The sequence below is a fragment of the Actinoplanes sp. TFC3 genome (assembly GCF_001553785.1).
Lineage (GTDB): Bacteria > Actinomycetota > Actinomycetes > Mycobacteriales > Micromonosporaceae > Actinoplanes.
Genome location: NZ_LOJP01000018.1, coordinates 1 through 22,987, shown reverse-complemented (window position 1 = coordinate 22,987; position 22,987 = coordinate 1). Strand labels below are relative to the sequence as shown.

Annotated in this window: 28 protein-coding genes; 18 read left to right on the top strand and 10 right to left on the bottom strand. The window is 69.7% G+C overall.

Going from position 1 to position 22,987, the window contains the following annotated elements:
* Positions 1-3: 3 nt before the first annotated feature.
* The 12 genes from TFC3_RS39910 to TFC3_RS34875 all read left to right on the top strand — a co-directional run bounded on the left by TFC3_RS39910 (position 4) and on the right by TFC3_RS34875 (position 6,897).
* Positions 4-1,257, top strand: a complete 1,254-nt coding sequence (locus TFC3_RS39910) for a hypothetical protein (RefSeq protein ID WP_067510594.1) — start codon at positions 4-6, stop codon at positions 1,255-1,257.
* A 75-nt stretch (positions 1,258-1,332) separates the two neighbouring features.
* Positions 1,333-1,971, top strand: a complete 639-nt coding sequence (locus tag TFC3_RS34920) for a hypothetical protein (protein ID WP_236718643.1) — start codon at positions 1,333-1,335, stop codon at positions 1,969-1,971.
* Positions 1,968-2,540, top strand: coding sequence for a hypothetical protein (locus TFC3_RS39905; protein WP_236718642.1), 573 nt, complete (start codon positions 1,968-1,970; stop codon positions 2,538-2,540). The genes TFC3_RS34920 and TFC3_RS39905 overlap by 4 nt, the downstream gene beginning before the upstream one ends.
* Before the next feature lie 171 nt (positions 2,541-2,711).
* Positions 2,712-3,698 carry a DUF932 domain-containing protein gene (locus tag TFC3_RS34910; protein WP_067510592.1) on the top strand — a complete coding sequence of 329 codons (987 nt, stop codon included), beginning with the start codon at positions 2,712-2,714 and terminating at the stop codon, positions 3,696-3,698.
* Between the two features lie 278 nt (positions 3,699-3,976).
* Complete coding sequence (locus TFC3_RS34905) at positions 3,977-4,474, top strand: hypothetical protein (protein WP_067510590.1); 498 nt, start codon at positions 3,977-3,979, stop codon at positions 4,472-4,474.
* Positions 4,475-4,550: 76 nt separating this feature from the next.
* On the top strand, positions 4,551-4,712 hold the full coding sequence (locus TFC3_RS38420) for a hypothetical protein (protein ID WP_161952739.1): 162 nt from the start codon (positions 4,551-4,553) through the stop codon (positions 4,710-4,712).
* Positions 4,712-5,020, top strand: a complete 309-nt coding sequence (locus TFC3_RS34900) for a hypothetical protein (RefSeq protein WP_082772778.1) — start codon at positions 4,712-4,714, stop codon at positions 5,018-5,020. The genes TFC3_RS38420 and TFC3_RS34900 overlap by 1 nt, the downstream gene beginning before the upstream one ends.
* A complete protein-coding gene (locus TFC3_RS34895; protein WP_067510588.1) occupies positions 5,017-5,352 on the top strand; it encodes a hypothetical protein in 336 nt (111 codons plus the stop codon). The genes TFC3_RS34900 and TFC3_RS34895 overlap by 4 nt, the downstream gene beginning before the upstream one ends.
* Before the next feature lie 19 nt (positions 5,353-5,371).
* Positions 5,372-5,770 (top strand): hypothetical protein, encoded by a 399-nt coding sequence (locus tag TFC3_RS34890; RefSeq protein WP_067510586.1) that lies wholly within the window; start codon positions 5,372-5,374, stop codon positions 5,768-5,770.
* A 100-nt stretch (positions 5,771-5,870) separates the two neighbouring features.
* Positions 5,871-6,269 carry a hypothetical protein gene (locus tag TFC3_RS34885; protein ID WP_067510584.1) on the top strand — a complete coding sequence of 133 codons (399 nt, stop codon included), beginning with the start codon at positions 5,871-5,873 and terminating at the stop codon, positions 6,267-6,269.
* Entirely contained in the window at positions 6,266-6,613 is a 348-nt protein-coding gene (locus TFC3_RS34880) for a hypothetical protein (RefSeq protein WP_067510582.1), read from the top strand. Before TFC3_RS34885 ends, TFC3_RS34880 begins: the two co-directional genes overlap by 4 nt.
* The gene (locus TFC3_RS34875) at positions 6,610-6,897 is read left to right on the top strand and encodes a hypothetical protein (RefSeq protein WP_153040643.1); all 288 of its coding nucleotides are present in this window, start codon (positions 6,610-6,612) and stop codon (positions 6,895-6,897) included. The genes TFC3_RS34880 and TFC3_RS34875 overlap by 4 nt, the downstream gene beginning before the upstream one ends.
* Positions 6,898-7,133: 236 nt before the next feature.
* On the opposite strand, the gene TFC3_RS34870 is transcribed toward TFC3_RS34875, so the two are convergent.
* On the bottom strand, positions 7,134-7,661 hold the full coding sequence (locus TFC3_RS34870; protein WP_161952738.1) for an STAS domain-containing protein: 528 nt from the start codon (positions 7,659-7,661) through the stop codon (positions 7,134-7,136).
* Between the two features lie 339 nt (positions 7,662-8,000).
* On the opposite strand from TFC3_RS34870, the gene TFC3_RS34865 reads away from it, so the two are divergent.
* Positions 8,001-8,969, top strand: a complete 969-nt coding sequence (locus TFC3_RS34865) for a helix-turn-helix domain-containing protein (protein ID WP_153040642.1) — start codon at positions 8,001-8,003, stop codon at positions 8,967-8,969.
* Here TFC3_RS34865 and TFC3_RS34860 read toward each other — a convergent pair.
* The gene (locus TFC3_RS34860) at positions 8,933-9,169 is read right to left on the bottom strand and encodes a hypothetical protein (protein WP_067510576.1); all 237 of its coding nucleotides are present in this window, start codon (positions 9,167-9,169) and stop codon (positions 8,933-8,935) included. The genes TFC3_RS34865 and TFC3_RS34860 overlap by 37 nt on opposite strands.
* Positions 9,170-9,220: 51 nt before the next feature.
* On the opposite strand from TFC3_RS34860, the gene TFC3_RS34855 reads away from it, so the two are divergent.
* On the top strand, positions 9,221-9,523 hold the full coding sequence (locus TFC3_RS34855) for a hypothetical protein (protein ID WP_153040641.1): 303 nt from the start codon (positions 9,221-9,223) through the stop codon (positions 9,521-9,523).
* Complete coding sequence (locus TFC3_RS34850) at positions 9,489-10,364, top strand: ANTAR domain-containing protein (protein ID WP_153040640.1); 876 nt, start codon at positions 9,489-9,491, stop codon at positions 10,362-10,364. The genes TFC3_RS34855 and TFC3_RS34850 overlap by 35 nt, the downstream gene beginning before the upstream one ends.
* Here TFC3_RS34850 and TFC3_RS34845 read toward each other — a convergent pair.
* Complete coding sequence (locus TFC3_RS34845; protein WP_067510570.1) at positions 10,355-10,789, bottom strand: STAS domain-containing protein; 435 nt, start codon at positions 10,787-10,789, stop codon at positions 10,355-10,357. The genes TFC3_RS34850 and TFC3_RS34845 overlap by 10 nt on opposite strands.
* Positions 10,790-10,956: 167 nt before the next feature.
* Positions 10,957-13,026, bottom strand: coding sequence for a SpoIIE family protein phosphatase (locus tag TFC3_RS34840; protein ID WP_236718641.1), 2,070 nt, complete (start codon positions 13,024-13,026; stop codon positions 10,957-10,959).
* Positions 13,027-13,196: 170 nt separating this feature from the next.
* On the opposite strand from TFC3_RS34840, the gene TFC3_RS34835 reads away from it, so the two are divergent.
* The gene (locus tag TFC3_RS34835) at positions 13,197-13,622 is read left to right on the top strand and encodes a hypothetical protein (protein WP_153040639.1); all 426 of its coding nucleotides are present in this window, start codon (positions 13,197-13,199) and stop codon (positions 13,620-13,622) included.
* Positions 13,623-13,794: 172 nt separating this feature from the next.
* Here TFC3_RS34835 and TFC3_RS34830 read toward each other — a convergent pair whose 3' ends face one another.
* Genes TFC3_RS34830 through TFC3_RS34820 form a run of 3 tightly spaced genes read right to left on the bottom strand, consistent with a single transcriptional unit; the run spans position 13,795 to position 18,106 of the window.
* A complete protein-coding gene (locus TFC3_RS34830; protein ID WP_067510566.1) occupies positions 13,795-14,376 on the bottom strand; it encodes a DUF6262 family protein in 582 nt (193 codons plus the stop codon).
* Positions 14,373-16,937, bottom strand: a complete 2,565-nt coding sequence (locus tag TFC3_RS34825) for a site-specific integrase (protein ID WP_067510564.1) — start codon at positions 16,935-16,937, stop codon at positions 14,373-14,375. Before TFC3_RS34825 ends, TFC3_RS34830 begins: the two co-directional genes overlap by 4 nt.
* Entirely contained in the window at positions 16,934-18,106 is a 1,173-nt protein-coding gene (locus TFC3_RS34820) for a tyrosine-type recombinase/integrase (protein ID WP_067510562.1), read from the bottom strand. The genes TFC3_RS34825 and TFC3_RS34820 overlap by 4 nt, the downstream gene beginning before the upstream one ends.
* A gap of 117 nt (positions 18,107-18,223) precedes the next feature.
* Between TFC3_RS34820 and TFC3_RS34815 the strand changes: the two genes are divergently transcribed.
* Positions 18,224-18,406 carry a hypothetical protein gene (locus tag TFC3_RS34815; RefSeq protein WP_153040637.1) on the top strand — a complete coding sequence of 61 codons (183 nt, stop codon included), beginning with the start codon at positions 18,224-18,226 and terminating at the stop codon, positions 18,404-18,406.
* Between the two features lie 237 nt (positions 18,407-18,643).
* Complete coding sequence (locus tag TFC3_RS34810; protein WP_067510560.1) at positions 18,644-19,291, top strand: hypothetical protein; 648 nt, start codon at positions 18,644-18,646, stop codon at positions 19,289-19,291.
* 312 nt (positions 19,292-19,603) lie between these two features.
* Here TFC3_RS34810 and TFC3_RS34800 read toward each other — a convergent pair whose 3' ends face one another.
* The 3 genes from TFC3_RS34800 to TFC3_RS34790 all read right to left on the bottom strand — a co-directional run.
* Complete coding sequence (locus tag TFC3_RS34800; RefSeq protein ID WP_082772775.1) at positions 19,604-20,044, bottom strand: hypothetical protein; 441 nt, start codon at positions 20,042-20,044, stop codon at positions 19,604-19,606.
* A 51-nt stretch (positions 20,045-20,095) separates the two neighbouring features.
* On the bottom strand, positions 20,096-21,028 hold the full coding sequence (locus TFC3_RS34795; protein WP_067510557.1) for a DUF2637 domain-containing protein: 933 nt from the start codon (positions 21,026-21,028) through the stop codon (positions 20,096-20,098).
* Positions 21,025-22,987 (bottom strand): bacterial transcriptional activator domain-containing protein (locus TFC3_RS34790; RefSeq protein WP_153040636.1); only part of this gene is annotated, 1,963 nt, incomplete at its 5' end. The genes TFC3_RS34795 and TFC3_RS34790, both read right to left, overlap by 4 nt.

Below are 22,987 nucleotides of genomic sequence, written 5' to 3'. Positions count from 1 at the left end.
GGAATGGAGGCCGCTGGCACCGCCACCCGCACCCCCGGCCCCGCCAACGGCAACCGCAAGCCTGCCGACATCTGGCACCCCGTCACCACCACCCCGGCCGACGACAGCCCGGCCAGCGAGACTGCGGCCGACGACAGCCCGGCCAACGACAGCCCGGCCGACGACAGCCCGGCCGACGACAGCCCGGCCAACGACAGCCCGGCCGACGACAGCCCGGCCGACGACAGCCCGGCCGACGACAGCCCGGCCGACGACAGCCCGGCCGACGACAGCCCGGCCGACGACAGCCCGGCCAACGACAGCCCGGCCAACGACAGCCCGGCCAACGACAGCCCGGCCAACGACAGCCCGGCCAACGACAGCCCGGCCAACGACAGCCCGGCCAACGAGACCCCGACCGACGACAGCCCGACCGACGCGGCGGAGGTTGCCCCGGTGTCGGGTGCGCCGGTCGGCCCGCGTCAGCCCGATCTGAGGGTTTTGATCATGGCCGGTGTGCTCGGTGGTCACCCGGACGGCCTCACCGCCGACGCGGCGATCAACGAGAGCGGCCTGTCGGTCGCGATGGGTGACACGGTCCTCGCCGCGATGGAGGCGGCCGGTGCCGCCCGCCGCCTGCCCACCGCTGAGGACGGTACCGAGTTGTGGGTGGCGGTCGCGGACGCCGACCTCGCCACGGTGGACCCGGCGAACGCGCCGACGACCAGCACATGCCCGACGTGCGGGCACACCCGCAAGATCCGCCGCCCCTCGGCGCGGCGCACCACCGGTACCGGCGCCGGCCGCACCACCGGCGAACTCAACAGCGACGGGTCGGCGAAGCTCGTGAAAAACGGGCTGCGCAACCAGGTTGAGGCGTTCATGCGCGATCTCGGTACCGGTCACGACGTCACCCCTGGCATTGTCGCTCGCCAGCTCGGCGGGCGTAGCTCTGGCGCGGTCGGTAACGCCATGGCCCGGCTGACCGAGCCCGGCGTGCTGGTGCTGGTCAGCGAGGCCCCGGTGAAGTACGCCCTGGCTGAGGCCGCACCCGAGCCGACCGCCGACGTGGTCGCCTTCATGACCCGGCCCCTGACCGACGACGCGCCCGACGAGGCCGACAGCGCGGACGACACCGACGAGACCGCCGACACCGACGAAGCGGCCGACGACCAGACCGGCACCACCGACGCGGCCGACGACGGGGCGGCCCACGTCTCGCCCGCCGACCACGCGCCCGCCGACATCGAGGCCGACGCCGTGCCGGTTGCGGCCTGAACGACACCTCCGCCGGGGCCGGGCAGCACGCCCGGCCCCGGCACCCGCACGCCCACCCCGAACGGAAAGGCCCCGATGATGAACACCCCACCGCATGACCACGACCGCCCCGCCGAGCCCGGCTCGTTGCGCTGCCCCGAATGTGGCGAACCGGCACGGCCGGTGCCGCCGCGCGAATGGCCCCTCGCCGGATTCGCCGCAGGTCCCGGTGCGTCGCACCTCGACGGCACCGCGCTGTGCCCAGTGCCCGGCCCGCACGGGTCGCAACCGGCCGAACCGGTGGGCGCACCGGCCCGGCTCACGATGTGGCAGACCGTCCGACAGAGCTGGCTCACCCATCCCGATTGGACGACCGCCGATCATCTGGCGTGGCTCGACGGCGAGGGATACGACACCGACCTCATCGACGGTGACCCGGCCGAGGTCATCAGCCAGTGGCTCACCGGGCACCGCCGCACAGCCCGGCTGATCGAGCCCTCAACAGCTACCGAGGCGCGGGTGTACGTGGTCGCTGGAGGCGACATGGTGGCCGTGTTCAACAACCCCGACGCGGCCGACATTCAACGCACGGTGATGGAGGCCGCCAACCTCGACACCATCGCCTCATCGATGACCCCGGGGCAATGGGACATCGCGCGGGAGATCCTGCTCGCGGAACACCCGACCCTAGTCATCACCGACGCCCGCCACGACGTGACCGGACAGACGGCATGAGCGGGCCGTCCGCCGCGCCGTCCGGCGCGGCTGATGACTTGCCGGTGTCACTGGCCGCGCGTCCTCGCGACGCACGGCGCGGCCTGCCGATTCCGCCGGTCAATGTGCATCCCGACCCGCGCGGCGGTCAGCGGGCGCACGTCGACTTCACGACGATCAACACCTCGACGTCGACGCAGCTCGCCGCCGACCGCCGGTGCTCTCTGTGCGGCGAGTCGATGTCGTACTGGGTGGCGTTCCTGGGCACCCCTCGGGCCGCCGAGCTGCTGCGCTACACCGACCCGCCGGGCCACCCGGAGTGCATGACACCGGCTCTGACGTTGTGCCCGCATATCGCCCTCGCCCGGCACCGGCGCGCACGCGCCGACCGGCCGAGCGCCGGTGTCATGCCGCCCGGCTCGCACGCGAACAAACCCGACGGGTGGGCGTTGGGCATCACCCGGTCCTACCGGTCGATGTTCCTGCCGGTGCACGGGTTCACTGTGTACGTACCGGCCCCGTTCCGCACGGTGCACGCCTACCGGTACGGCCCGGACGGGCAGCTACACCCCGCCCCGGACATCCGGTGACCCCGCCGGTTCGGCGTGGCCAGATTGGCGGCACAAACCTCCATCGACTCCTAGCGGCCGGCTTGATCGGCCCGTGGAGGTAGGAAACATTACCTGTGACGGCGTCGCCGGGGCGCGAAACCCCGGCGTCGCCGCCATCACCCGCACTCCTCATGGAAGGAAACACCTGTCATGGCACACGAACTCGAACGACTTGCGAACGGCGAGACCGCCTTCGCCTCCGCCCGGTTGTCGGCGTGGCACCAGCTCGGGCAAATCACTGACGAGTGCATGACGGCCGAGGAGATCATGGCGAAGGCATGGCTCGGCGGCTGGGAGGTCCGCAAGATCGCCTTGCAGGGTATGGAGATCACCGAGAAGGGCGTGACGAAGGTCGATTGCCCTGACAAGTTCATGACCGTGCGGACCAACCCGCAGACCGGTGTCACTGAGTATCTCGGGGTGGTCGGCGATGACTACGCCGCCGTGCAAAATGAGCAGGTAGCCGAGATGCTCAACCTGTTGGTGGACGAGTCCGGGGCACACTTCGAGACGGCCGGCTCGATGCGTAAAGGCAAGAGCGTCTTCGTCACGATGAAGCTGCCGAACGCGATGGAGATCGCCGGAGTCGACCGGATGGACCTCTATCTGGCCGCCACCACGTCGCACGACGGAACCGCCTCGCTGCGCCTTGACGCCACGCCGGTGCGGATCGTGTGCGCGAACACGCAGCGCATGGCCTACGCCCGGTCGCAGGGCTCGTACACCTTCCGGCACACCTCGAACGTGCACGCGCAGATCAGCGAGGCCCGCGAGGCGCTGGGTCTGGTGTGGAAGCACTTCGGCGACTGGCAAACCGACGCGGAGAAGATGCTCAACGAGGCGATGACCATGGGCGAGTTCGACAAGATCGTCGCCCAGCTTTGGCCGGTGGATGACGCCGCCTCCGACGTGGCGAAGAACAACGCGAAACAGCGCACCTCCACGCTGCGGTACCTGATCCGCGACGCCGACACGCAGAAGCCGATCAAGGGCACCCGGTGGGCCGGATACCAGGCCATCACCGAGTACCTCGACCACTTCGCCCCGGCAAAAACCGACGCGGTCCGCGCGACGCGGGCGCTGACCGGTGCGGGTGCGGAGCTGAAGGCCCGCGCGTTCGATCTGCTGGCTGTCTGATGACTGTGCGGCACCGGGGCCGCCACCGCCGCCGCTGGTGGCGCACGGCCCCGGACCCCGCCCCGGCGGCCGACACCGCCCGGCGTCCCGCACGCGGCCCGGCGGCAATGCGCCCGCCGGGGCCGCCCGGCCTGCGCCGCCCACCCGGCCCCACCGGCCCGACCGGTGGCGGTCCGGCACCCGCGCCATCGGTCCGGCTACGCCCCGCCGCCCCGAGCCTGAGTACGCCTTCACCCGAACAGACCCGCTCCGGCCTCGCACCGATGGAGGGACCTGCCATGACACCCGACGAGTTGATGGACCTGATCGGTCACCTGTGCGAGGCGGCCCAGAACAGCACCGCCCACCGCATCGCGGCCTCGTACGAGACCGACTACGACGAGCAAGGCGTGCAACACGCCCAGGAGCAGCAGTGGAACGAGATCGCCGCGCATCGGCTGCGCGAGGTCGAACGGGCGGTCCGCTCGGTTGTCCACACGCAGGCCACCGTGGAGGGGTTCATGCCGGTCCGGCCGCTGCCCGGCGGCAACGTCGAACTCCGCGCGATCGACAGCGCCTCCATGCGGGTGGCCGTGATCTTCACCGGCACCGAGGCCCTCAACCTCGGCGCCCGCCTGACCGCCTGCGGAGCCATCGCGATCGACCGGATCGGCCTCAAAACCGAGACCGAGCTTCACCCGCTCGCCGCCGGACCGGCCATCGGCACCGCGCCGGTAGCGCCACCAGCCGCGCCGCCGGTCGTACCCGGCCCGGCCACCCCCGCACACCAGCGCTAACCCCCGGCGGCACTGCCGCGCGGCCGGTCACCCCGCCCGGCCGCGCGGCCCCGCCCCTGACGCGAAGGACCTTGTGGTGAGAGACCTGATCACCCTTATCAACGAGTACGCGACCGCACGCGGTGCCGCCGAACGGCACCACGCCCTCCTCGAATGCCTCATCGACGACAACGACGGCTTCCTCGCCGCGAAATCGCGGAGTACGAGGGTGCCGCCACCACCTGCCACGCCCGGCTGATGACCGCCTATGACCAGCTCACCCGCACCACCGTGCGCGCTGTCGCGGACGAGCGCCTCCCGGTCTGCACCTGGCAGAAGGGCGTCGTAGAAGTACGCGGCGTGCTACCCGACGCCACGCGCAGCGTCCGAGTCCGCTACACCCCGGCACAGGCCATCGCCGCCGGAGCTGCGCTGATCGCGTGCGCCGCTCTGGCCGACGCGAACACCGGCGGCACCCTCACCCCGATCCTTCCCGCCTTTCCCACCACCGACCTCGGCGACGACTCGACCGCGGCCGGCGCGAGCACGAGGGGCACCGAGTCATGAACAACCCCGACCTCACCTCCCAGCCCGACGAGACGAACGAGGGCCAGCACGCACTGAACGCGCCGCGCCTGCTCGCCGCGCTGACCTTGATCGGGGACCTTGACCCGGTCATCGCGGACGTTCTGCAAAACCTTCACCTGCGCGTCTACCCCGGCCACACCGCCGAGGGCCAGCGCAGCGACTACATCGTGCTCGACCTGCACGGCGTCTCCATCGGAGCCCAACGCCGCCAACACGACTTCTACCTGCACGCCGACACCACCGAAACCTCGGACCGGGTCATCGCTTTCGAGATCAACGGCACCGGCGAACACGACCACCCCACCCGCTGACCCCGACAAGGAACCCCCGATGACCAGCACCGAACCACCACCCGCACCCACCCCGGCCGCGCCGGACCTGCTCGACGTCGTGTCCGTCCACCACCGCCACCCCGGAGTCGTGATCGACATCTTCCAGCAACCGCACATCACCGACGGCGACAAGTACCGCGTCGAGTTCCGCAGCGGCATCACCGAGTGGTTCTGGCGCGACGAGATCACCGTGCGCCCGTGGGACGCCGAGCGCGACATCGTCTTCACCGACTTCACCGCCGTACGCACGATCCTGCACCACGCCACCACCACCGCCGAAGGCCATCACGTAATGCACGCCAAGCTCGGCGAACTCTTCGACACCCTCACCACCACCGCGAACACCTACCTCGGCGCGAACCTCGACACCCTGCCCGCCGCCGCGCCCGCCGACTGACCGGCGGGGCCTTGACCGGCAGCACCGGTCATCCGAGCCGCTGATGGTCTCGGCCCCGCCGCGACTGGCCTCACCCCGCAAACTCACTAGGGAGTTCTCTATGGACCTCAACGACACCGCCCGCGTACGCCAGCCCGCCGACGCCACCGAGTATCGCCTCGCCACCATTACCGACATCACCTACTCGACCCCGCACACCACCCACATCCGTAGCCTTCGGCTGCGGTTCCCGACCGGCGACGAACGCGCCTACGCCGCCGCCGACGTCGTCGTGTGCCGCCGCACGGACGACCACGCCGCGCTCGTGGCCGCCTTCACCGGCACCTGCCGGTCACTGCGCGACGCGTGCCGCATCGCCCACGACTTCGACGAGGCACTCAGCGCCGAGATCATCCATCTCCTGATGGACGTGTACGGGATCGTCGCTACCCGCCTCGGTGTCACCCTCGACCCGGCCGACCTCGACGCGCCGGCCGACACCGAGCGGGTGACGGAGTGACGGCCCGCTTCACCCACGGGCGCTCGATCCGCCACCGTGGGGCCTTGTGCGGCGTGGACGAGGGACCGGGTACGCGCGTCACCGACGAGGCGCACCTGGTGACCTGCCCGGACTGCCCCGACGCGGCCGATCTCGAAACCGTCCCGGACGACGCGACCACCGGCGACTCGCACGTCATTGCCATGCTGTGCCTTACCGACCTGGCGGCGTGGTTCTGGCCTCTGACCAGGGACTTCACGAAGATTACATGTTCGCGACGGCGCCGGATCGCAGGACGGGCGCGTGTCGCGTGTGTTCGTGATCGAGGCCGTTATGCCGGCCGTCGTGGGGTGGTGCCGGCTTGAACGCGCCGTTGATTCGGGCCGTGAGTTGGAACCTGTTGTCGTATGGCAAGTCGGCGAAGTCGACGCGGCGCGGGCAGCACGAGTCGCTGCGTTTCCTGCGGCCGGACTTGGTGTGTTTGCAGGAAATCTATGCCGTGGGCGCGGATCTGGCGGAACTCGATCGGCTCGTGACTTCGATCGCCGAGGCGCTGGGGATGGTTGCCTTCGCGGTTCCCGCGAGGCATTCCGATTGCCACCTCGCCATCTTGTGGCGGCCGGAATACGAGGTGTTATCGCAGCGGTAGTATGACCTGCTGATGTGGCATGGCCTGGGCGTTGTCCGGCTTGATATCGGTGCGGACCCGCCGCTGGCAGTGGCGGTCACTCACCTCTGGCTTCGTTTGCGAGAACTGTCAGCTTGCCGTCCATCTCTCCTACGCCTCCCCGCTCGGGCACACCTTGCTCGCGGTGGCGCTCGACCTCTGAGAACAGGATGGTCGCCTCGTCGACGGACCCTCGCCGTTCTTCGATGTCTTGATTTCTAACCCTCGCCGTCGGGCCTCATACTCCGGACCGAACGGGCAGCACGGTCGGCGGCGATGCGATTCATGATCTCGCGAGACGCGACGACAAGATCAGCGGCATGCCCGCGCAACACCGCCGATGATCTGTTCACCTCGGCCACGAACGGCCTGGCCGAGTCCCCAGACGATGGGCTCGGTTTCGGAGCCGGACGGACCACCGGCACGGGACCACTCGGGTCAGGCGGGCACAACAACCGTCGCACATCGCAAATGTCCAAGACCCGGGCGACGATCCCGCTGTCCTTGACGACGCGCAGGCTGCCGCCGGCGGCGACGGCGAGGTCCCGGCAGGTGAGCAGGGCACGAATGGTGCTCGCGTCGATGGAGGTGACGTGCTCGACATCGACGACGATGCAGTCAGAGCCGACGGCCAGAGCGTCCCTGACAGCGGTCGTCAGTTGATGACAGCTGCTGCGGTCGAACGCGCCACCGGCCAGCACCCGGACAGCCCGCGGGTCTGCCGGATCCGGAGCGAGCAGCCGCACCGAGGCCTCACCCGTATCGCCCATTCTGCCCTCGCAACCCGCCGGGCCAAACGTGACCCATCGCGTCGAGTGGGCCCGGGACTAAGCTTGGGGCCGGCGTTCGGTAGGCCGCTACGTCACCAGACGAGGTACTGGGCGATACCTGTGTGGTGAGCGAAGTGGTCACGCTGACGAAAGCTCGTAGCATCGTCCGCAGCGGACGACGTCTCGAACACATATCGACATGGCCGGCGGCCGGAGAGGAGGAGCGAGCATGGTTACAGTGCCTGCTCACCTATCCCCGAGGTGCGCCTCAATGCAGTCGGCCGGCCCGGCCGCCGGGGTGTCACGGAGCGCCTCGTGAGCAGGCCCGCGACGCTGATCTCCACGAGCGCGGGCGAACTCACCGATGCCTCCGCCATCGAAGGTTTCCTCAGCGACGCCTACGGCACCAACATGCGCATCCGCAGCGACCTCGACCGCCCACTGCTGCGCTTCAGCGCCACCGACGCCGGCGCCTTCGCCCTCGATCGCCTGAACCAGTCCGCCGTTCTGGACTTCCAAAACGAACCGCTGAACAAGGTCGTCGTCGCGCGCATGAGCAGTGCCCGCGTCCAGCGAAACTGCGCCGGCTCCGACCAACAGTACGATATCGGCGAGATCTTCCTCAGCTCCTACCCCCACCTGCCGTACACCGCCCACCTGCAGCCCGGGGAGCTAACCAACTGCGCTATTGACCTCACCGAGATCGCCAAAGTCGCGGCCACCGCCCCCGGCCGACTCCCCGAGCCGATCCGGTTCACCGGCCTCGACCCGATCTCCCCGGCCGCCGCGGCACAGTGGTGGAAAACCCGCTCGTACGCCGCCGACCTGCTCGACAACCCCGCCGCCGCCGCGCCGCTGCTGCTGGCCGGAACGGCGCAACTGCTCGCCACAGCAACCCTCGTGACGTTCCCGAACACGGCACTGACCGAACCCACCATCGAAGACCGCCACGACGCCCACCCGGCAAGCCTGCGCCGCGCCACCGCGTTCATCGACGACAACGCCCACCGCGACATCAGCCCCGCCGACATCGCCGCCGCCGCCCACGTCACCATCCGCACCCTGCAACTCGCCTTCCGCCGCCACCTTGACACCACCCCCACCGGCTACCTACGCCGCGTCCGGCTCAGCCGCGCCCACCACGAGCTGCAAACCGCCGACCCCACCACCGGCGCCACCGTCAGCGCCATCGCCGCCCGCTGGGGCTTCGCCAACCACAGCCGCTTCACCGCCGAATACCACGCCGCCTACGGCACCACCCCGTCACAAACCCTCCGCCGATAAACCAGCTCGGCCCGAGTCAGCACCGGCACCGGTCCGAGCCGTACGGGAGCGAGAAGCCACGACGCCTGGCTTGCGGCGAGACCGCGACGGTCAGGATGCAGGTGGCGGGCGATCAGGCCGGCGACGCCGATGGCAAGCAGGACGATCAAGTAGCCGCCGGAGACGGCGAAGCGCTCGCCGTAGAACGACTCGCCAAGCATGTTCTCCCAGCGCCAGGATCAACACGAACCAGGCAAATGTCGTCAGCGCTCGTGCCGCCGCGTCGGTCGATCGGCGGGAAGACCGCCGACCGCCGCGCGCCGGCCGGCGACACCCTGGCCGGACTACGCGACCGGATTCGCCAGTTGGAGCTCATCCTCATCGTCCGAGACCGCGCCGAACACGCCGAGATCACGCGACTGCGCTGCACCGTCACCGTCCTGGCCCAGCACATCCAGGCGTTGACCCTGGAAATCACGCCCTCCGGCAGAGCACCGATCGCCACGGCACCATCCGCGCTCTGCCGGTCAGCCGGAACACGTGAGCGCCGGCGGCCCGCCCGACGACCCGTCTAGCGATCTGGTCGGCCTGCCGTATGACGGGCATACCGAACGGGTCACCAGGCGCCGCTACGATCGCTGTGCACATTGGCAGACGCGAGGACATGTGATGGACTTCCCTGGCAGGCTTCGAAACGGGGAGGACCCGGTGGACGACGCGACCGGTACGGAAGACCTGGCGGTCGACTTCGTCCGGATCAACGAATTGCTGCGCTCGGGCGCGGGCCGGGCCGCAGCTCTGCGTCGCCTCGTCGAGCTTGCCGTGACCGTGGTGCCTGGCTGTGACTGGGCCGCGATTACGGCATGGCCACCCGGACAGCGCCCGCGCAGCATCGCGTCTTCCGACGATGTCGCCCTGACCGCCGACCACGTGCAGTACACGCTCGGTGACGGGCCCTGCCTGACCGCGGCGATCGATGAGCAGATCGTGCACGTCGCCGACTTCGACGACGATGAGCGCTGGGCCCTGTTTCGGGCCGCGGCCCGTCGACGTACCCCGATTCGGGGATTGCTGTCGGTGCGGCTTAACGAGGAACCGGACCGTACGGCGCTGAACTTCTACAGTGGCCGGCCCCGCGCGTATGACAGGCAGGCGATCGCTGCGGCGGCGTTGTTCGCGGCGCACGCCCGGGTGCTGCTCATGCACGCCGACAGCTCCGAGAAGGCCACCCAGCTCGATCACGCGGTGATCAGCAACCGGCAGATCGGTATCGCCGTCGGGATCTTGATGCAACTGCATAAGATCACTGACGACGAGGCGTTCGCCCTGCTACGAACCACCAGTCAGCATCTCAACCGAAAGTTGTCGCTAGTCGCCGAGGACGTCACTCGCACAGGAACGCTGCCTCAGGATTGAGGTCGAGGGCTAAGGCAGGCCGGATGTCCTGCGTCGGCCGCATTCCGGCTCGGGCTGAAGCCGGCTCCGTCGGCCGGGTCACTCGGGGTGAGCGAGCCAGCCACGCTGAAAACGTCGGACAAGCCCAGAACATCGAGGACCCGCATCACTGCCCGTGACGGATCTTGCAGAACCACAGCGACGCCCGCCGCGTTGCCCACCGTCCGACATCGCAACAAACATCTGGCCCCGGCGGCGTCCAGGAAGGACACCTGCGCCGTGTTGAGGTGGATCGATACCGCTGCCGGCGGGGTCAACGCCTTCTCGATAGCGTCGGTCAGTACCGGAGCGGAGTCGCGGTCCAGCTCACCAGTCAGCACGACCTCGACGTCGCGGTCGCCGCTGACCGCGATGTGCAGATATTCGGCAGCATCGGGAACGCCCATGTGATCCTCGAGGGGTCCTGTGGCCTGTGCCCTCGCGTCTGAAGGCAACACACCATCGAAGCGACACTACCCTCCCGCCGCCGTCGCCAACCCGGATCCGGCGACGCGCCGATCGGGTAACGACTCAAGGGTGGCCCCCGTGCCGCGCCCTGGTATCGGTGGTGGGGTCAGCTCGCCGGTTCGTCCGCGTGGTCGGGGTCGTGGATGTCGTGCGGGATCTGGGTCAGAGACAGGATCATGTCGGCGGGTGACCCGGCCGGAGCGTAGAGGCGCAGCTCGGTGTGATTGTCGCCGTGCAGAGTCCGCAGCCGGTGCAGTGCGGCCACGCCGGCGCTGGCCAAATGGGTGACACCGGTCAGATCCATGGTCAGCGACCGGCTGCCGGTGACGCCGGCCTGGCGGGCGAGGCGGTCGAATTCGTCGACCGTTGCGGCGTCGATCGGACCGTCGACGCGGACCCGCGGACCCGGGGCGGATGGCTGCTCGAACAGCAGGAACGGATCGGCCTGCCGCGACGGCTCGGGGCCGGGGCGCGCGCTGAGGTCAGCGGCGTCCAGCAGCCGAGCCGGGGTGCTCACCCGCAGGGTCACGGCGGCGGTGGTGCCGTTCTCGTCGTGGGTGATGTTCAGGGTGTCGACCATTGCTTCGGTCAAGTGCAGGCCGAGCCCGCGGTCAGCGCTGGGCACGGGGGTGCGCCAGCGGCCGTGGTCGGTCACCGTCGCGTGCAGCTCGCCGGCATCGGTGAGCGAGACGGCGACCTGGTAGGCGAAGACGTCCGGCATATCGAGGTAGGCATGGTCGATGACGTTGGTGACCAACTCGACCACGGCGTGCCGCAGAGCGCCCGCGTCCTGTTCGCCGACCCCGGCCTCGGACAGCCACGACGCCAAGCTCTCGCGAATGCTGACCAGCGAGCCAGCGGTGCTGGACAAGTGCAAATCCAGGTCGGCCGGGGCGGCGACGCGCTGCCCGGCGAGCAGGGTGATGTCGTCGGAGTGGCCGGTGAGCCGGATCATCAACTCGAGCGTCTGCGTGCACACCCGTTCGGTTGCGGTGCTCGTGTCGTCGCGGAACGCGCGGTCGGCGGCCACCGCTGTCGCGGTCTGGGCGAGTTCGACGGTGCTGCCCGGCAGGTCACGGCCGGGGCGTTCGAGGATGCCGTCGGTGTAGAGCAGCACGATCTCGTCGTCGTCGAGCCGGTCCGCGCCGACCGTCTCCTTGGTGAACCGGCCACCGACACCGACCGGTCCGGCGCCGGTCGCAGCCAGGTAGCGGTAGTCACCCGCGCGGGTGAGGATCAACGGCGGCGGATGACCGGCCGTGCAATACTCGACGGCCCCGCTCACCTGGTCCAGAACGACCACGCAGACCGTGGCCGCGCGAGCCCCCCGGATCCGGGTCGCAGCCGCGTCGAGGGCGGTCAGCGCCCCGACGATGTCGCCGCCGGCGACCAGGTGCTCGTGCAGCAACGTCTGTAGCCGGCCCATGGTGGCCGACGCGGCGACGCCGTGCCCGACCACGTCCCCGACGACCAGCGCGACCCGCCCATCTGGCAGGGGAACCGCGTCGTACCAGTCACCACCGGCCGCCGTGTCGGCATCCGCCAGCAGATAGCTCGCGGCGATCCGCACACGGGGCAGCACCGGCAACCCGGCCGGCAACAGCTCACGCTGCAACGCCGTGATCACGTCACGGGCCTGCTCGTAGCGGCGCTCCGCCTCCACCGCCTGCCGGAGCGCGGCCTGCTGCTCACGCACCTGCTCGGTCACGTCCACCACGTCCACGATCGTCCCGATGACCTCGCCCTGCGGGCCGTGGCGGGGATGGAACCGTTGGTCGGTGTAGACCTCGATCGGCTCGCCGGTGTCCTGGCGCGTCAACTGCACCCGGAATCCGCGCAGGTACACCTGCTCTCCGGACGCGAGCACCTGATCGAAGATCGACTCGATCTGCTGGCCCAACGATTCCGGGAACGCCTCCCGCACCGCCATCCCGATGATGCGGTCACGCCCCACATAGGCGCGGAACATGCCGTTGGTGGCCACGATCCGATGATCAGGTCCCTCGGTGGCGTACGACACCACCGGTAGCTCGTCGTAGACCGACCGAACGACTGCCGGTTCACCGACCACGGCCGACGCGTCATCGTCGCCTTCAATCCGACCCGGCACCCGCAACTCCTTCGCCATCGGCGGCAGCACTCGATCCTCGACATCCTTACCACGTCGGTGACCCATGCGCCTTTCCCGCCACCTCAGCGCAGGCCAGAGCGAGCCTCAAACGAGGACTTCGACTGTCCTGAGACGGCGACCAGCGCGGATAACGAAATCGAGGAGGACGAAGGTGGTGCTGGCGAACGCCGCGCCGCGCAGGTAACCCGCGGTGCTTGTCACGGTCGCCTCCGACTGTGGTCGGCGCTGATGTGGCGGACGAGCTGGTCGGCGGCGCGGCGGCTGGTCAGGTGGATCAACGTGGCGTGGCCGCCGTGCTCGCGGGCGACGGCCAGCACTCTCGGGAGATGGATCACCGGTACCGCAGGATGTATGCGACGAAGGAGCGCCTGCTGCTGGGCATCGGCGGCTACCGGGCGACCCGGCGCAAGGAACTGACGGCCGGTACCGAGGAGACCAAGTCGGAATCCGTGAACGACCCGGCCGCGCCTCGGGTGGCCGATCGGCGACCCGCGCAGTTGATGCAGCGCAGCGGTTTCCACGACGCCGCGCCGACCTTGCGGGTGCCGTGGAAGGCCACGGGGGGCACCGTGGCGGCTGGAGCCGGCGTGAGGACGTCTTCTGGACTACCCGGCCTGCAGCGCTGCGCGGTTACCAAGTGATCGACACACCAGCGGCTCGGCAACTGTCGGACCATCTGCCAATCATGGTCGACCTGGACCCGCAGGCGTTGACACAGCGGACGTCGGTCACCGCGGCCGGTCAAGGCCGAGCCAATGAGGGGGCGAAGCCGTGATCGGTGCCCTGCTCTGCAGAACCCGGGCTTTGACGGGTTCACCGGCCGGACCGGGTCCCTGGCGCGTGTTTGACCAGTTCGGCTTCGAGGGCGGCGACTCGTTTGTCGAGGAAGCGGTTGTTGCTGCGGGCCGCGGCCAGCTTGTCCTCGAGCTGGCGGCAGGTGGCGCTCAGTTGCCTGATCTGTTGCTTGAGTTGGGTGTTGGCCGCGATGGCGGTTTGGATGCCGTCCTCGACACGGCCGGCGGTGAGCTCGTCGAGCTGACCCATCAGGTCCCCGGTCCGGGCGCGCAGTGCGTGGATCTCGCGGTGCGTTTTGCTCAGTTGGTCCTCGGCGTTGAGAGCACGTTCACGCCAGGACGCGGTGGTCTGGCTGCTGATGTGCTGGGCGTGGCGGCCGGCGGCGTCGTGTTCGCTGGCGGTGGTTATGGCGTCGGCGATCAGCTGCCGGGCGTCGGGGTTCTCATAGAGGAAGGTGCGCGAGGTCCCGGAGAGGCGAGCGACACCGCGGACGGTGACCCGGGTGCCGTCGCGGCGCATCCGGCGCACCGCCTGGCGGACGGCGTCGAGAAGCCGGTCGGCGTGGGCGCGGCGGGCCGCGTTAGCGGCGTCGGTGTTCATGGCCTCGCCTCGCCGGTGTCGGGATGTTCGGTGTGAACGGCGGTCAGGTGGGTGGCGCGGAACGCGGTGCTCCAGACGCGGTGGAAGTAGTCCTGGGGGCGGCGCAGGTCCAGGGCGAGCGCGTCGTCGAGCAGGCCGAGCCCGGCGAGGGCTTTCTCCAGGCCGTCGATGGCGCGGGCGGTAGGTTCGAAGACCTGGTGCAGGTATTCGGCGGTGGCATCGTCGGGCGCGCGTTCCGCGAGGGCGGTCCACTGCTCGCGTTTGCGGCGCCAGTAGAGCAGGTCCGCGCCGGACATGACGAATTTGTCGCAGCCTTCGCAGTTGAGGTTGAACGGGCAGGCGCCGCCGGAGACGACGGGTTGGAAGGTGCAGAAGCCGCCTTCGGTCGGGGTGCTGCGCCGGCTCAGGTCGATGGCCAGGGCGTCGGCCTGCTCGCGGGTGAGGCCGGTCAGGTCGCCGGAGAGTAGCCGGCCTGGCTCCGGTGCTCCCGGCCCGGCGACCCAGACGCGGTCCAGGACCTCGTCGAGTGCCGAGACGGCGATCTTGGCGTAGTGCTCGGTCATCTTCGGGGAGACGTGGCCGAGGTAGCGGCGGATGTGGTGCAGGGCGGCGCCGTTGGCCAGCAGCTTGGTGGCCAGAGTATGCCGGGCCTGATGGGCGACCCAGCGGCCGAGGTCCAGTTCGTCGACCCAGGCGCGGAAGTGGGTGTGGAACCAGGTGTAGGTGGACGGCCGGGTGCAGTCCGGATTGCGCACCAGCGAGGGAAACAACGCCATGCGGGAGCGTTCGAGTTCGGTCGGCGGGCGGCCGTGGCGGTATGTGAACCGTTCGATGGTGAGCTGCTGCCGTTCGAGGATCTTCGTGTAGAGCACCTCGGGGATGCGGATCGCCTCGTCGTAGTTGCCGACTTTGGTCTGGTCGTGCCAGAGGACCGGCAGCCCGCTGTAACGTTCGGCGCACTCGAGCTTGAGCCCGATGACCTCGCCGCACCGGCGGCCGGTGTAAATGATCGCTTCCCAGATCAGCCGGATGCCGCCGTTGTTCGGGTCGTGCTTGTCCGCCAGCAGGGCGAGGTTCGCCTCGTCGGCCAGCGCCCGGGCGACATCATCCGGGAATGGCCTGCGGGTGCGGTTGGACTGGACACCGCCGGTCGGAGCAGCGACCACGAACTCGCGGGCAAGCCCGATGCGGTCGGTCTCGCCCGAGTCCATGGCCTGGCGAAGAACGCGGCGGATGTGATTGGCGTTGATCGTGCGAGTGAGCTCGCTGAACACGGTCGGCTTGCCGTCGCGACCGCAGCAGCCCAGCGACTGCAGGCCGTTGCGGGCCCGGTGGCGCTGATCAGCGACGAACGCCTGCATGTGCTCGGCGTTCAGCAACACCGGGTCGTGGCCGCCTGCCGGTGCTTCAACTTCGAGATAGGCGCTCAGCTCGGCGCAGGCGCGCCGGCCCGCGTCGTAGGGGGTATCGCTGCGGGGCGGATTCGGAGCGCGCAACTGGTCGGCGAGGTTGTCCCAGAGCAGGTCACGCAACCAGCGCTGCGACACCACGCTCAGATCGTAGAAACTGCGCCGAGACCGCAGCCGGCCACCGAAGTGGTCGAACTCGATGAACCCGGCCTCCTTGGTGTCGGCCGGGCTGTAGTAGACCAGGCGCAGCTGGTTGCGGATTTCGGTGACGATCATCCGGTCGTAGGGTGGGCAGTCCTTCGGCTCGACGGCCATCAGCGACGACACGTTCTGCGCGCGGCAGCGGTTGACCAAGCCCTGCAGCCAGCGCAGCGGCCAGACCGAGTGGTGCGGCTGCTGGCCGTGTACGAACATGCCCCACTTGATCTCCGCGGCCACCAGCGGGGCCACGCCGGTCAGGGTGAGCCGGCCGGGACGCCAAATCGGGTCTGCGGTGCGGCACCACGCCTCGAACACGCTGTCGTCCACGGGCGTCGACGACCGTTTCCCGCCCCGTCCTCGCCGACCGGATTCAGGATGGCGGTAGCGGTTGTAGTGCCCGGAGCACAGACCACGCGACGAGACCGCGAATGCGTCGCAGATCGCCACCACGCAGCCGCCGAATCCGGGCAGCGGCTCCTGGGCGGTCAGCCACGCTGTGAAGCCGATCGCCGGATTTTCACGTCCCGCCGCCAGCCACGCTTGGCTATGCCGGTGACACAACTGCAGCCGGATGTTGCCCGCCGGACGCGACAAGCAGATCTGGCAGACCGGTTCCTCGATATAGTCGCTGGCCTCCAGCGGGCGGGCAGCGCGCAGGAACTCGGCCCTGCTGCCGCCGGCCTTCGTCACCTCGCTCAGTTCCTCGGCGTGGTTGTTGCACAGGTCTCGGTTGTCGGCGCGGGCCCGCAGGCAGCTGGGAACACGGCATGCCCACCCGAACACCGCATGATCGCGCGGCAGCGCCATCAGGTCGGGGCGCAGCAGCGGATCGAATCTCGGGCCGCCGATCAGCGCCGTCAGCAACTCCAGCCGGTCCCGCTTCACCCGGCTGTCCTGCTGTCCGCGCGTCGACCCGGTGATCTGCACCGGCACCAACGTCACAGCGCTCATGCCTGCTCACCCCAGACCGCGCGCAGCGCCGCGCCGAACGCCGGGTTGGTGATGTCGACGTGTGCATAAATCTCGTCCACCACCGACGCCGACGCCCACCCGCCGGCGTCCCGAGCGATTAGCAGATCACCGCCGGAGGCTTCCAGCACCGCGGTGGCGAACGAGTGCCGGAAAGCGTGCGGGAGGACCTTGCCGAGCCCGGCGCGGTGCCCGGCCCGCTCCAGCATCCGCCGCGCGGCGACCGTCGCCCATGGCTGCCCGGCGCGGTCTCCTGCCAGCTGGACCAGCAGCATCCCGTGCTCTGTCCCGGGCGGGTACTCGCTTCTCATGTAGTCGAAATAGGTGTGGATCATCGCCGGGCTGACCCGCTTGATCAGGCCGCCACGCACCGTGTCCTCGTCCAGAACCCACGGCCGCTTCGTCTTCGCCTCGGCCTGGTTCGGGTTGTCGCCGCGATGACACACGTGCGAGTGCGGTGCCGCGCACTCACCGCACGACGCGCCGTCACGCAAATGCAGATCCGACAGATGCAGCCCACAAAGCTCGCCGATGCGGTAACCGCCATCTGCCAGCCAGGTCATCACCATCCGGTCGCGGGCCGTGGCCGCGACCGCCAGCAGCAGCTCCTTGGCGCCCTCCGGGAGCAGCTTCGGATGCCGACGGCGAACCCGGCGCGGAGCAAGCGGGTTGGCCGGCATCGACTGATGCAGGTGGCCCAGCAACGCGCGTTCACGGTCGGCCCGCGACGGCAGCCGGCTCACCCGAAGCTGAACCCCCAACTGCACGTTGACGCCGTGATCGCACTGGTGCAGATAGAAGCCCTTTAAGCACGACGCCGCCGTACCCAACGCACTCTGTCCCAACGGCTTGACCCGCCACGGCTCACCGAACGGGCCGGCGAATCGGGCACCGATCGCGGCCATGTACCGCTTCAAATCCGCGATCGTCACCGACTCGAGCCGCAGCGCCTCCCGTTCCAACCACCGCAGATGATCAACCAGCAGATAGGCATAGGTCCGTTGCGTACCCGAACCGTCGAACCCGGCCAAGAAAGACGCCGCCGGTCGATGCACCACGCCCTCCGGCCACACGATCGTGAACGACCGCTGGCCGCTCGGCCGCCGCACCTCCTGAACTCGCAGATCATCAAGAACCGGCCGACCACTCATGCATCCTCCGAACCGCGACGGGACAACACGTCCCGGACCAGTCGGTTAGAACGCACGCGAAGACAAACGACCACGCCCCAACGGACGTCGCGTACACCTCGAAACCAGGTCGGAAAGTTGCGCGAGGCGAAAGCTGGGCACACCCGCAAGATCGGCGGCATCGTCGTGGACGCCACCACCGCGAACGCGATCCTCACCGTCTACGACGCGGCTACCCCGAGGACCCAGGTGAAGATCGCCTCGCTACCCATCGCGATCATGGCGTCGTTCGCGTGGCGGGTCCTCGACTCGGACTCCTGACCCGCCACCGTCAATACGGGGAACTGCGAGCCGCCATAGGGTTCGGTGGCCGGTGGGACACACCGAGTTAGTGGTGTGGCGAAACCCCACCGGCTACCTCGCCCGCCTCGGGTCACCCACGGCCCTCACGAGGCCGTATCTTCCCTCAGCGGGCGTAGAGCCGATCGTAGCGAGACAGCGCACCCGACGCGCGGCCCGCCGACCACCGGGCATCGAGGATCAGGCGCCCAAGGGAGGATGGTCATCGTGGGCAGACAGACCTTCAGCGGCCGGGTCGCTCTTGACCGCGCCGGGGTTGCCACGCAGACCGGTGCGGCCCGCCGCACCATCAACCTGTGGCACCGCGAGCGTGAGCGCACCGGTTTTCCCGACGCCTTCACCGACGAGGCCGGCGGTGAATGGTTCTGGCTCGACGACATCGAGGCTTTCCACGCGGCGCACCGCGCGGCGAAACTCGCCGTCTTGACGACCGTCGACCGTAGCGGCGACCCGCATGAACTCGTCGGCTCTGGTGAGGCCGCGAAAATCTTGCGGTACGGCTCGTACCGCAACCTGCCCGATGAGCTACGCGAGCGGCCCGACGACGTGGAGATCCTCTCCGACGGCAGGTTGCGGCGGCGCTGGTATCGGCGCACCGTGTGGGCCATCGCCGACGCCCGCACCGGCCGCCAGTCCACCGGGCGCACCCCCGGCACCCTGACCGGCCCGCTCAAACCGCACCCGTACGCCGACGACCCGCGCCTACAGGTCGCCGCCGATCTGCTGGCCGAGGCACGGCAGGACGGACGCGACCTGCGCGGTCTGGGCGTGGAGCTGGCCCGCCGCCTCGGGGTGGCACAGCGGACCGCGCAAAGGCTCCTTACCGCCGCTGAAGCGATCGATTAGGCTCGCTCGCCAAGCACGCGGGGCGCCGCCGGTCCCCCGTCCGGATGCGCCCCGCGTGTGAGCTCATTCCTCGTCGTCGTCCGACGGGGGCGCAGCGGTGACTGCGGGGGCTTCGAGCAGGTACTTCAAGACGTCGTTGATGTCGGTGTCTCTCGAGCGGGCGGTGCGGGCGAGCACGTCGTAGACCTGCTCATCGACCTCGATCGTGCGGGTAGCGGGTGGTTCGTTGCCATGTCGTTTCTCCTGGTGATCATGGTTGGTGCCCGGCAGTTGGGCATCCGTGACCTATCCATGCCGACCGGTGCGAAGGCATCAAGCCTGCCGTGACGGCGTACTGGCGGGCACGGCGGTCGAGGTCATAGCGGGCGGGGCCGAGGGGCGGTACAAGGCTTCCGTGTCGGCGGCATCGGCGGCCCGGATGAGGGCGGCGGCGAAGGTGCGGGCCTGGCCGGGGTTGAGATAGAGCTGCACGTCCCCGCTGTCGGGGAAACCCACCTCGACGTGGGGGCGTTCCAGGTCGGCCGGGTCGGTACCGATCCAGTCCGGTGCCTTGTCCCAGAACGCCGCCCGCACCTGAGCGCGGATCTCATCGCAGCCTTCGTCATAAAGGGTCACGATGGCCGGCGGGCTCCGATGCAGGGCCACGTAAGGCGGGTCGAGGTCGTCGTGCTGACAGTCGGCACACCAGGGCGGGCAGTGTTGCGGATGCGGGAGCGGCACGGCGGCGTCGCGCAGTGGTGCGAACTCGTCCATGGGCGGTCTCCTCCAGGCCATCGAACGGCACGGGTGCGCGCCGGTGCCCGATCACGCCGACACCGTCGGGCGCGCACCGTTGACCGGCAGCTCCTCCCGGCGCAGGGCGTTGAGCAGCTCAGATACGCGGTTGTTGCGGATGGCGTGACCGTTGCGGCGTAGCCGCTGAGCGAGGGCGTCACGGCTCACGGTGCGGCCCTCGCGGATCAGTTCGTCGCGGGCGGTGCGGGCGGCGGGCAGCAGCGGTGCCAGATCCGAGGCGAGGTCGACACCGTCGTCTTCCTCGTCCTCGCCGTCCTGGTCTACATCGTGACCGTCGGAGAGCGCGGGTTGGTCGTTGGGCGGTGGATCGGTTCGGGGCGCAAGGTCATTGTCCGCCTCCGGTTGCTGGGGCTCGGATGCGGCGGCGGGCTGATCGACCGGTTCGGTTTCAGGCTCCCGATCGGGCCGCGTGGCCGGGGATGGCAGCGTATGTGCCGGTGCCGGTGCCGGTGCCGGTATTGGGGGTGGGGTGGGAGCGGTGTGCGTGGCCGGCGTCTCGGTGGTGCCTGTCGTGGACGGCTCGGCCGTGGCGGCAGCGGCTGGTGCGGGCGGCGGGTCGGGGCGTCCGGATAGCTCGATCAGGGATATGGAGGCCACGACGATGAGCCCGTCGACGGACAGGGGTAGCAGGTACGGCACCGTCCCGGATTCTCCGTAACGAGCGACCACGCCGACCATGTGGTGATAGCTGATCCAGGCGGCGATCCCGGCGATTGCGGTGGTGGCGACGATCCGCAGCACACCGAGGGTTTTGCGGTAGACGGGGATGCGGGTGACCAGCTCGACGGTGACCAGCAGGGCGAGGGGTGGCCACGCCGCGATGGCTTGCGAGATGAGGTTGTCGCGGGCGTGCAGGATGTTCGCGGTGACGGAGGCGGCGACTCCGGCGGTGAGGGTGAGCCGAACAGCCCACCGGGTCCACCGTTGCGTAGACGGGGTCATGAGCGGGCTCTGCTGGGGGTGGCCGGGCGTAGTTGGCGTTCGGCGATGCGGCGGGTCTGCTCGGAGGGTTCGGCGTCGCCGAGGTCGGCCAGGCGTTCCTCCAGTCGGCGCAGGATGCGCCGTACCTGGTCGGGTCGTCCGGCCCGGCCGTGGATACGCATGATCCGCTGGTAGAGCTCTTCGTTGACCGGGTCGAACTGCACGGCGCGTTCCAGCGCGGCAACGGCCTGGTCGGGGTGGTCGGCCTCGATGACTTCGGCGATGCGCGCGTACACGGCGAGGATTTGCAGGCGGTAGGTGGTGGCGCGGTCGGTCATCCAGGTCTGGTCGCCGCCGTCGGCGAAGTCACCGGTGTACAGCTCGGCGGCCTGGCGCAGCGCGGCGAGTGCGGTGGGGTCGTCGTCGGCGGTGTTGGCGGTCTTGATGGCGGTGAGCATCTGCCACAGATCCACGGTGATCAGGTCCGGGTCGAGGCGGTAGCGGCCGGTCGCCGGGTCGTAGTTGACGAACATCGGCTCTTTGGTGCCGGTGGCGGTGCGCAGTACCCGGCGGATGGTGCTGATGTCGGTGCGGATGCGGTTGCCTGCGGTGCCCGGTTCGGTGTCAGGGTGCAGGTCAGCGGCGAGCTGGTCGAGGGTCCGTCCGCCCGGGTGCACGGCCAGCGAGGCCAGGACGGTGTAGGAGCCGCTGCGCATCCCGGTCGTGACCGGCCCGGTCTGCGTCTCGACCAGCAGGGGGCCGAGGACCCGCAACCGCACCGGTGCAGCGGTCCCGCCGGCCTGGGCGGGAGCGTCTTCGGCTGCTTCGTCGGACGTAGGTTTGAGGGCCGCGGCCAGCTCGCTCGGGTCCGGGTTGCTCGTGGCCAGGTCACTCAGGCCGGGATCGTGGCCCGGCTCGGGGCGGGGTGCCACGTCGGTAAGCATCGCCAGCACGGCGGCGAGATCACCGGCCGCGAGCGTGGACAGCCGCGCCAGCCGAGCGAGGTCGCCGCCGGTGACGGTGCCGTCGGCCGCGAGGTCGACGGTCGGGGTGTCCTGGAGGGAGCCGACGATGACCGGGTGCAGGTGCAGCGCGCTCTGGTGCGCGCCGACTGCTCGCAGGCGGGCGGCGTGGCGCGGGGCCGCCTCGATCAGCAGGACGTACGGCGGTTGCGTTTCGGCGTGGTCGGTGCGCTCGTTCAACGCGGTGATCGAGTCGAGGTCGAAGGTGTCCAGCAGCCGGCGCCGCATAATCATCTCCTCCTCGGCGTGCGTGACGGCCGCTGCGGCGTCACTGAGAACGATGAGGCGTTCCCCGTCGTAGCTGGTGCCATCGGCGTCCAGGCCGACCAGCGGCGCACCGGCGGGCAGGAGACGGGCAAGGATTTCGGTGGTAGTGACCACCACCGGTCGGGTGTCGGCTGAGGCGGTGACCCCGGTGGCCAACGTCGCGGCCAGGACCGCGCGGGCGGCCGGTTCCGCGCCGTCACCGGTGAGGGCGAGACCGGGGCCGGGCAAGTCGAACAAGCTCACCTCGGTCCCGGCGGCGTCGAGGCCGATCGGGGCGGGCACCGTGGGTGCGGCGGACCGGTGCCGTTCGGTGTCGGCGGGTAGGTGGCGGGCACCGACCGCGTCGGCCACGGCGAGGGACTCGGGGACCGGCGTGGCCTGGGCAGTGATCCGAGCCGCGATGGGGAAGCTCAGCCGGGCGCGGCGGCGGCGCTGCAGGCGCAGCATCGAGGCGACGGCGGCGATCAGGGCGGCCAGGCCGAGGCTGACCCAGCCTTGCGACGGCAGACTGACCCCCGTCGGATGGCCGTGCTCGGCGGTATCACTACCGCTGTCGGGTGCAGCGGTGGCGGCCGACGATGTGTCGTGCCCGGGGGAGGTCACCCCTGCCGGGTTACCCGTGGAGGGCGTGGCACTGGCCGCAGGCGAGGACGGGGCCGCCGGGGCGGTAGTGGTCGCCGGGGCGCTGGGG

Bases quoted from the DNA above. Each gene is read 5' to 3' on its own strand.
- TFC3_RS39910 (WP_067510594.1), top strand. From the start codon at position 4: ATGGAGGCCGCTGGCACCGCCACCCGCACCCCCGGCCCCGCCAACGGC.
- TFC3_RS34920 (WP_236718643.1), top strand. From the start codon at position 1,333: ATGATGAACACCCCACCGCATGACCACGACCGCCCCGCCGAGCCCGGC.
- TFC3_RS39905 (WP_236718642.1), top strand. From the start codon at position 1,968: ATGAGCGGGCCGTCCGCCGCGCCGTCCGGCGCGGCTGATGACTTGCCG.
- TFC3_RS34910 (WP_067510592.1), top strand. From the start codon at position 2,712: ATGGCACACGAACTCGAACGACTTGCGAACGGCGAGACCGCCTTCGCC.
- TFC3_RS34905 (WP_067510590.1), top strand. From the start codon at position 3,977: ATGACACCCGACGAGTTGATGGACCTGATCGGTCACCTGTGCGAGGCG.
- TFC3_RS34900 (WP_082772778.1), top strand. From the start codon at position 4,712: ATGACCGCCTATGACCAGCTCACCCGCACCACCGTGCGCGCTGTCGCG.
- TFC3_RS34895 (WP_067510588.1), top strand. From the start codon at position 5,017: ATGAACAACCCCGACCTCACCTCCCAGCCCGACGAGACGAACGAGGGC.
- TFC3_RS34890 (WP_067510586.1), top strand. From the start codon at position 5,372: ATGACCAGCACCGAACCACCACCCGCACCCACCCCGGCCGCGCCGGAC.
- TFC3_RS34885 (WP_067510584.1), top strand. From the start codon at position 5,871: ATGGACCTCAACGACACCGCCCGCGTACGCCAGCCCGCCGACGCCACC.
- TFC3_RS34860 (WP_067510576.1), bottom strand. From the start codon at position 9,169: ATGCTTGGCGAGTCGTTCTACGGCGAGCGCTTCGCCGTCTCCGGCGGC.
- TFC3_RS34845 (WP_067510570.1), bottom strand. From the start codon at position 10,789: ATGGGCGTTCCCGATGCTGCCGAATATCTGCACATCGCGGTCAGCGGC.
- TFC3_RS34840 (WP_236718641.1), bottom strand. From the start codon at position 13,026: ATGGGTCACCGACGTGGTAAGGATGTCGAGGATCGAGTGCTGCCGCCG.
- TFC3_RS34830 (WP_067510566.1), bottom strand. From the start codon at position 14,376: ATGAACACCGACGCCGCTAACGCGGCCCGCCGCGCCCACGCCGACCGG.
- TFC3_RS34825 (WP_067510564.1), bottom strand. From the start codon at position 16,937: ATGAGCGCTGTGACGTTGGTGCCGGTGCAGATCACCGGGTCGACGCGC.
- TFC3_RS34820 (WP_067510562.1), bottom strand. From the start codon at position 18,106: ATGAGTGGTCGGCCGGTTCTTGATGATCTGCGAGTTCAGGAGGTGCGG.
- TFC3_RS34810 (WP_067510560.1), top strand. From the start codon at position 18,644: ATGGTCATCGTGGGCAGACAGACCTTCAGCGGCCGGGTCGCTCTTGAC.
- TFC3_RS34800 (WP_082772775.1), bottom strand. From the start codon at position 20,044: ATGGACGAGTTCGCACCACTGCGCGACGCCGCCGTGCCGCTCCCGCAT.
- TFC3_RS34795 (WP_067510557.1), bottom strand. From the start codon at position 21,028: ATGACCCCGTCTACGCAACGGTGGACCCGGTGGGCTGTTCGGCTCACC.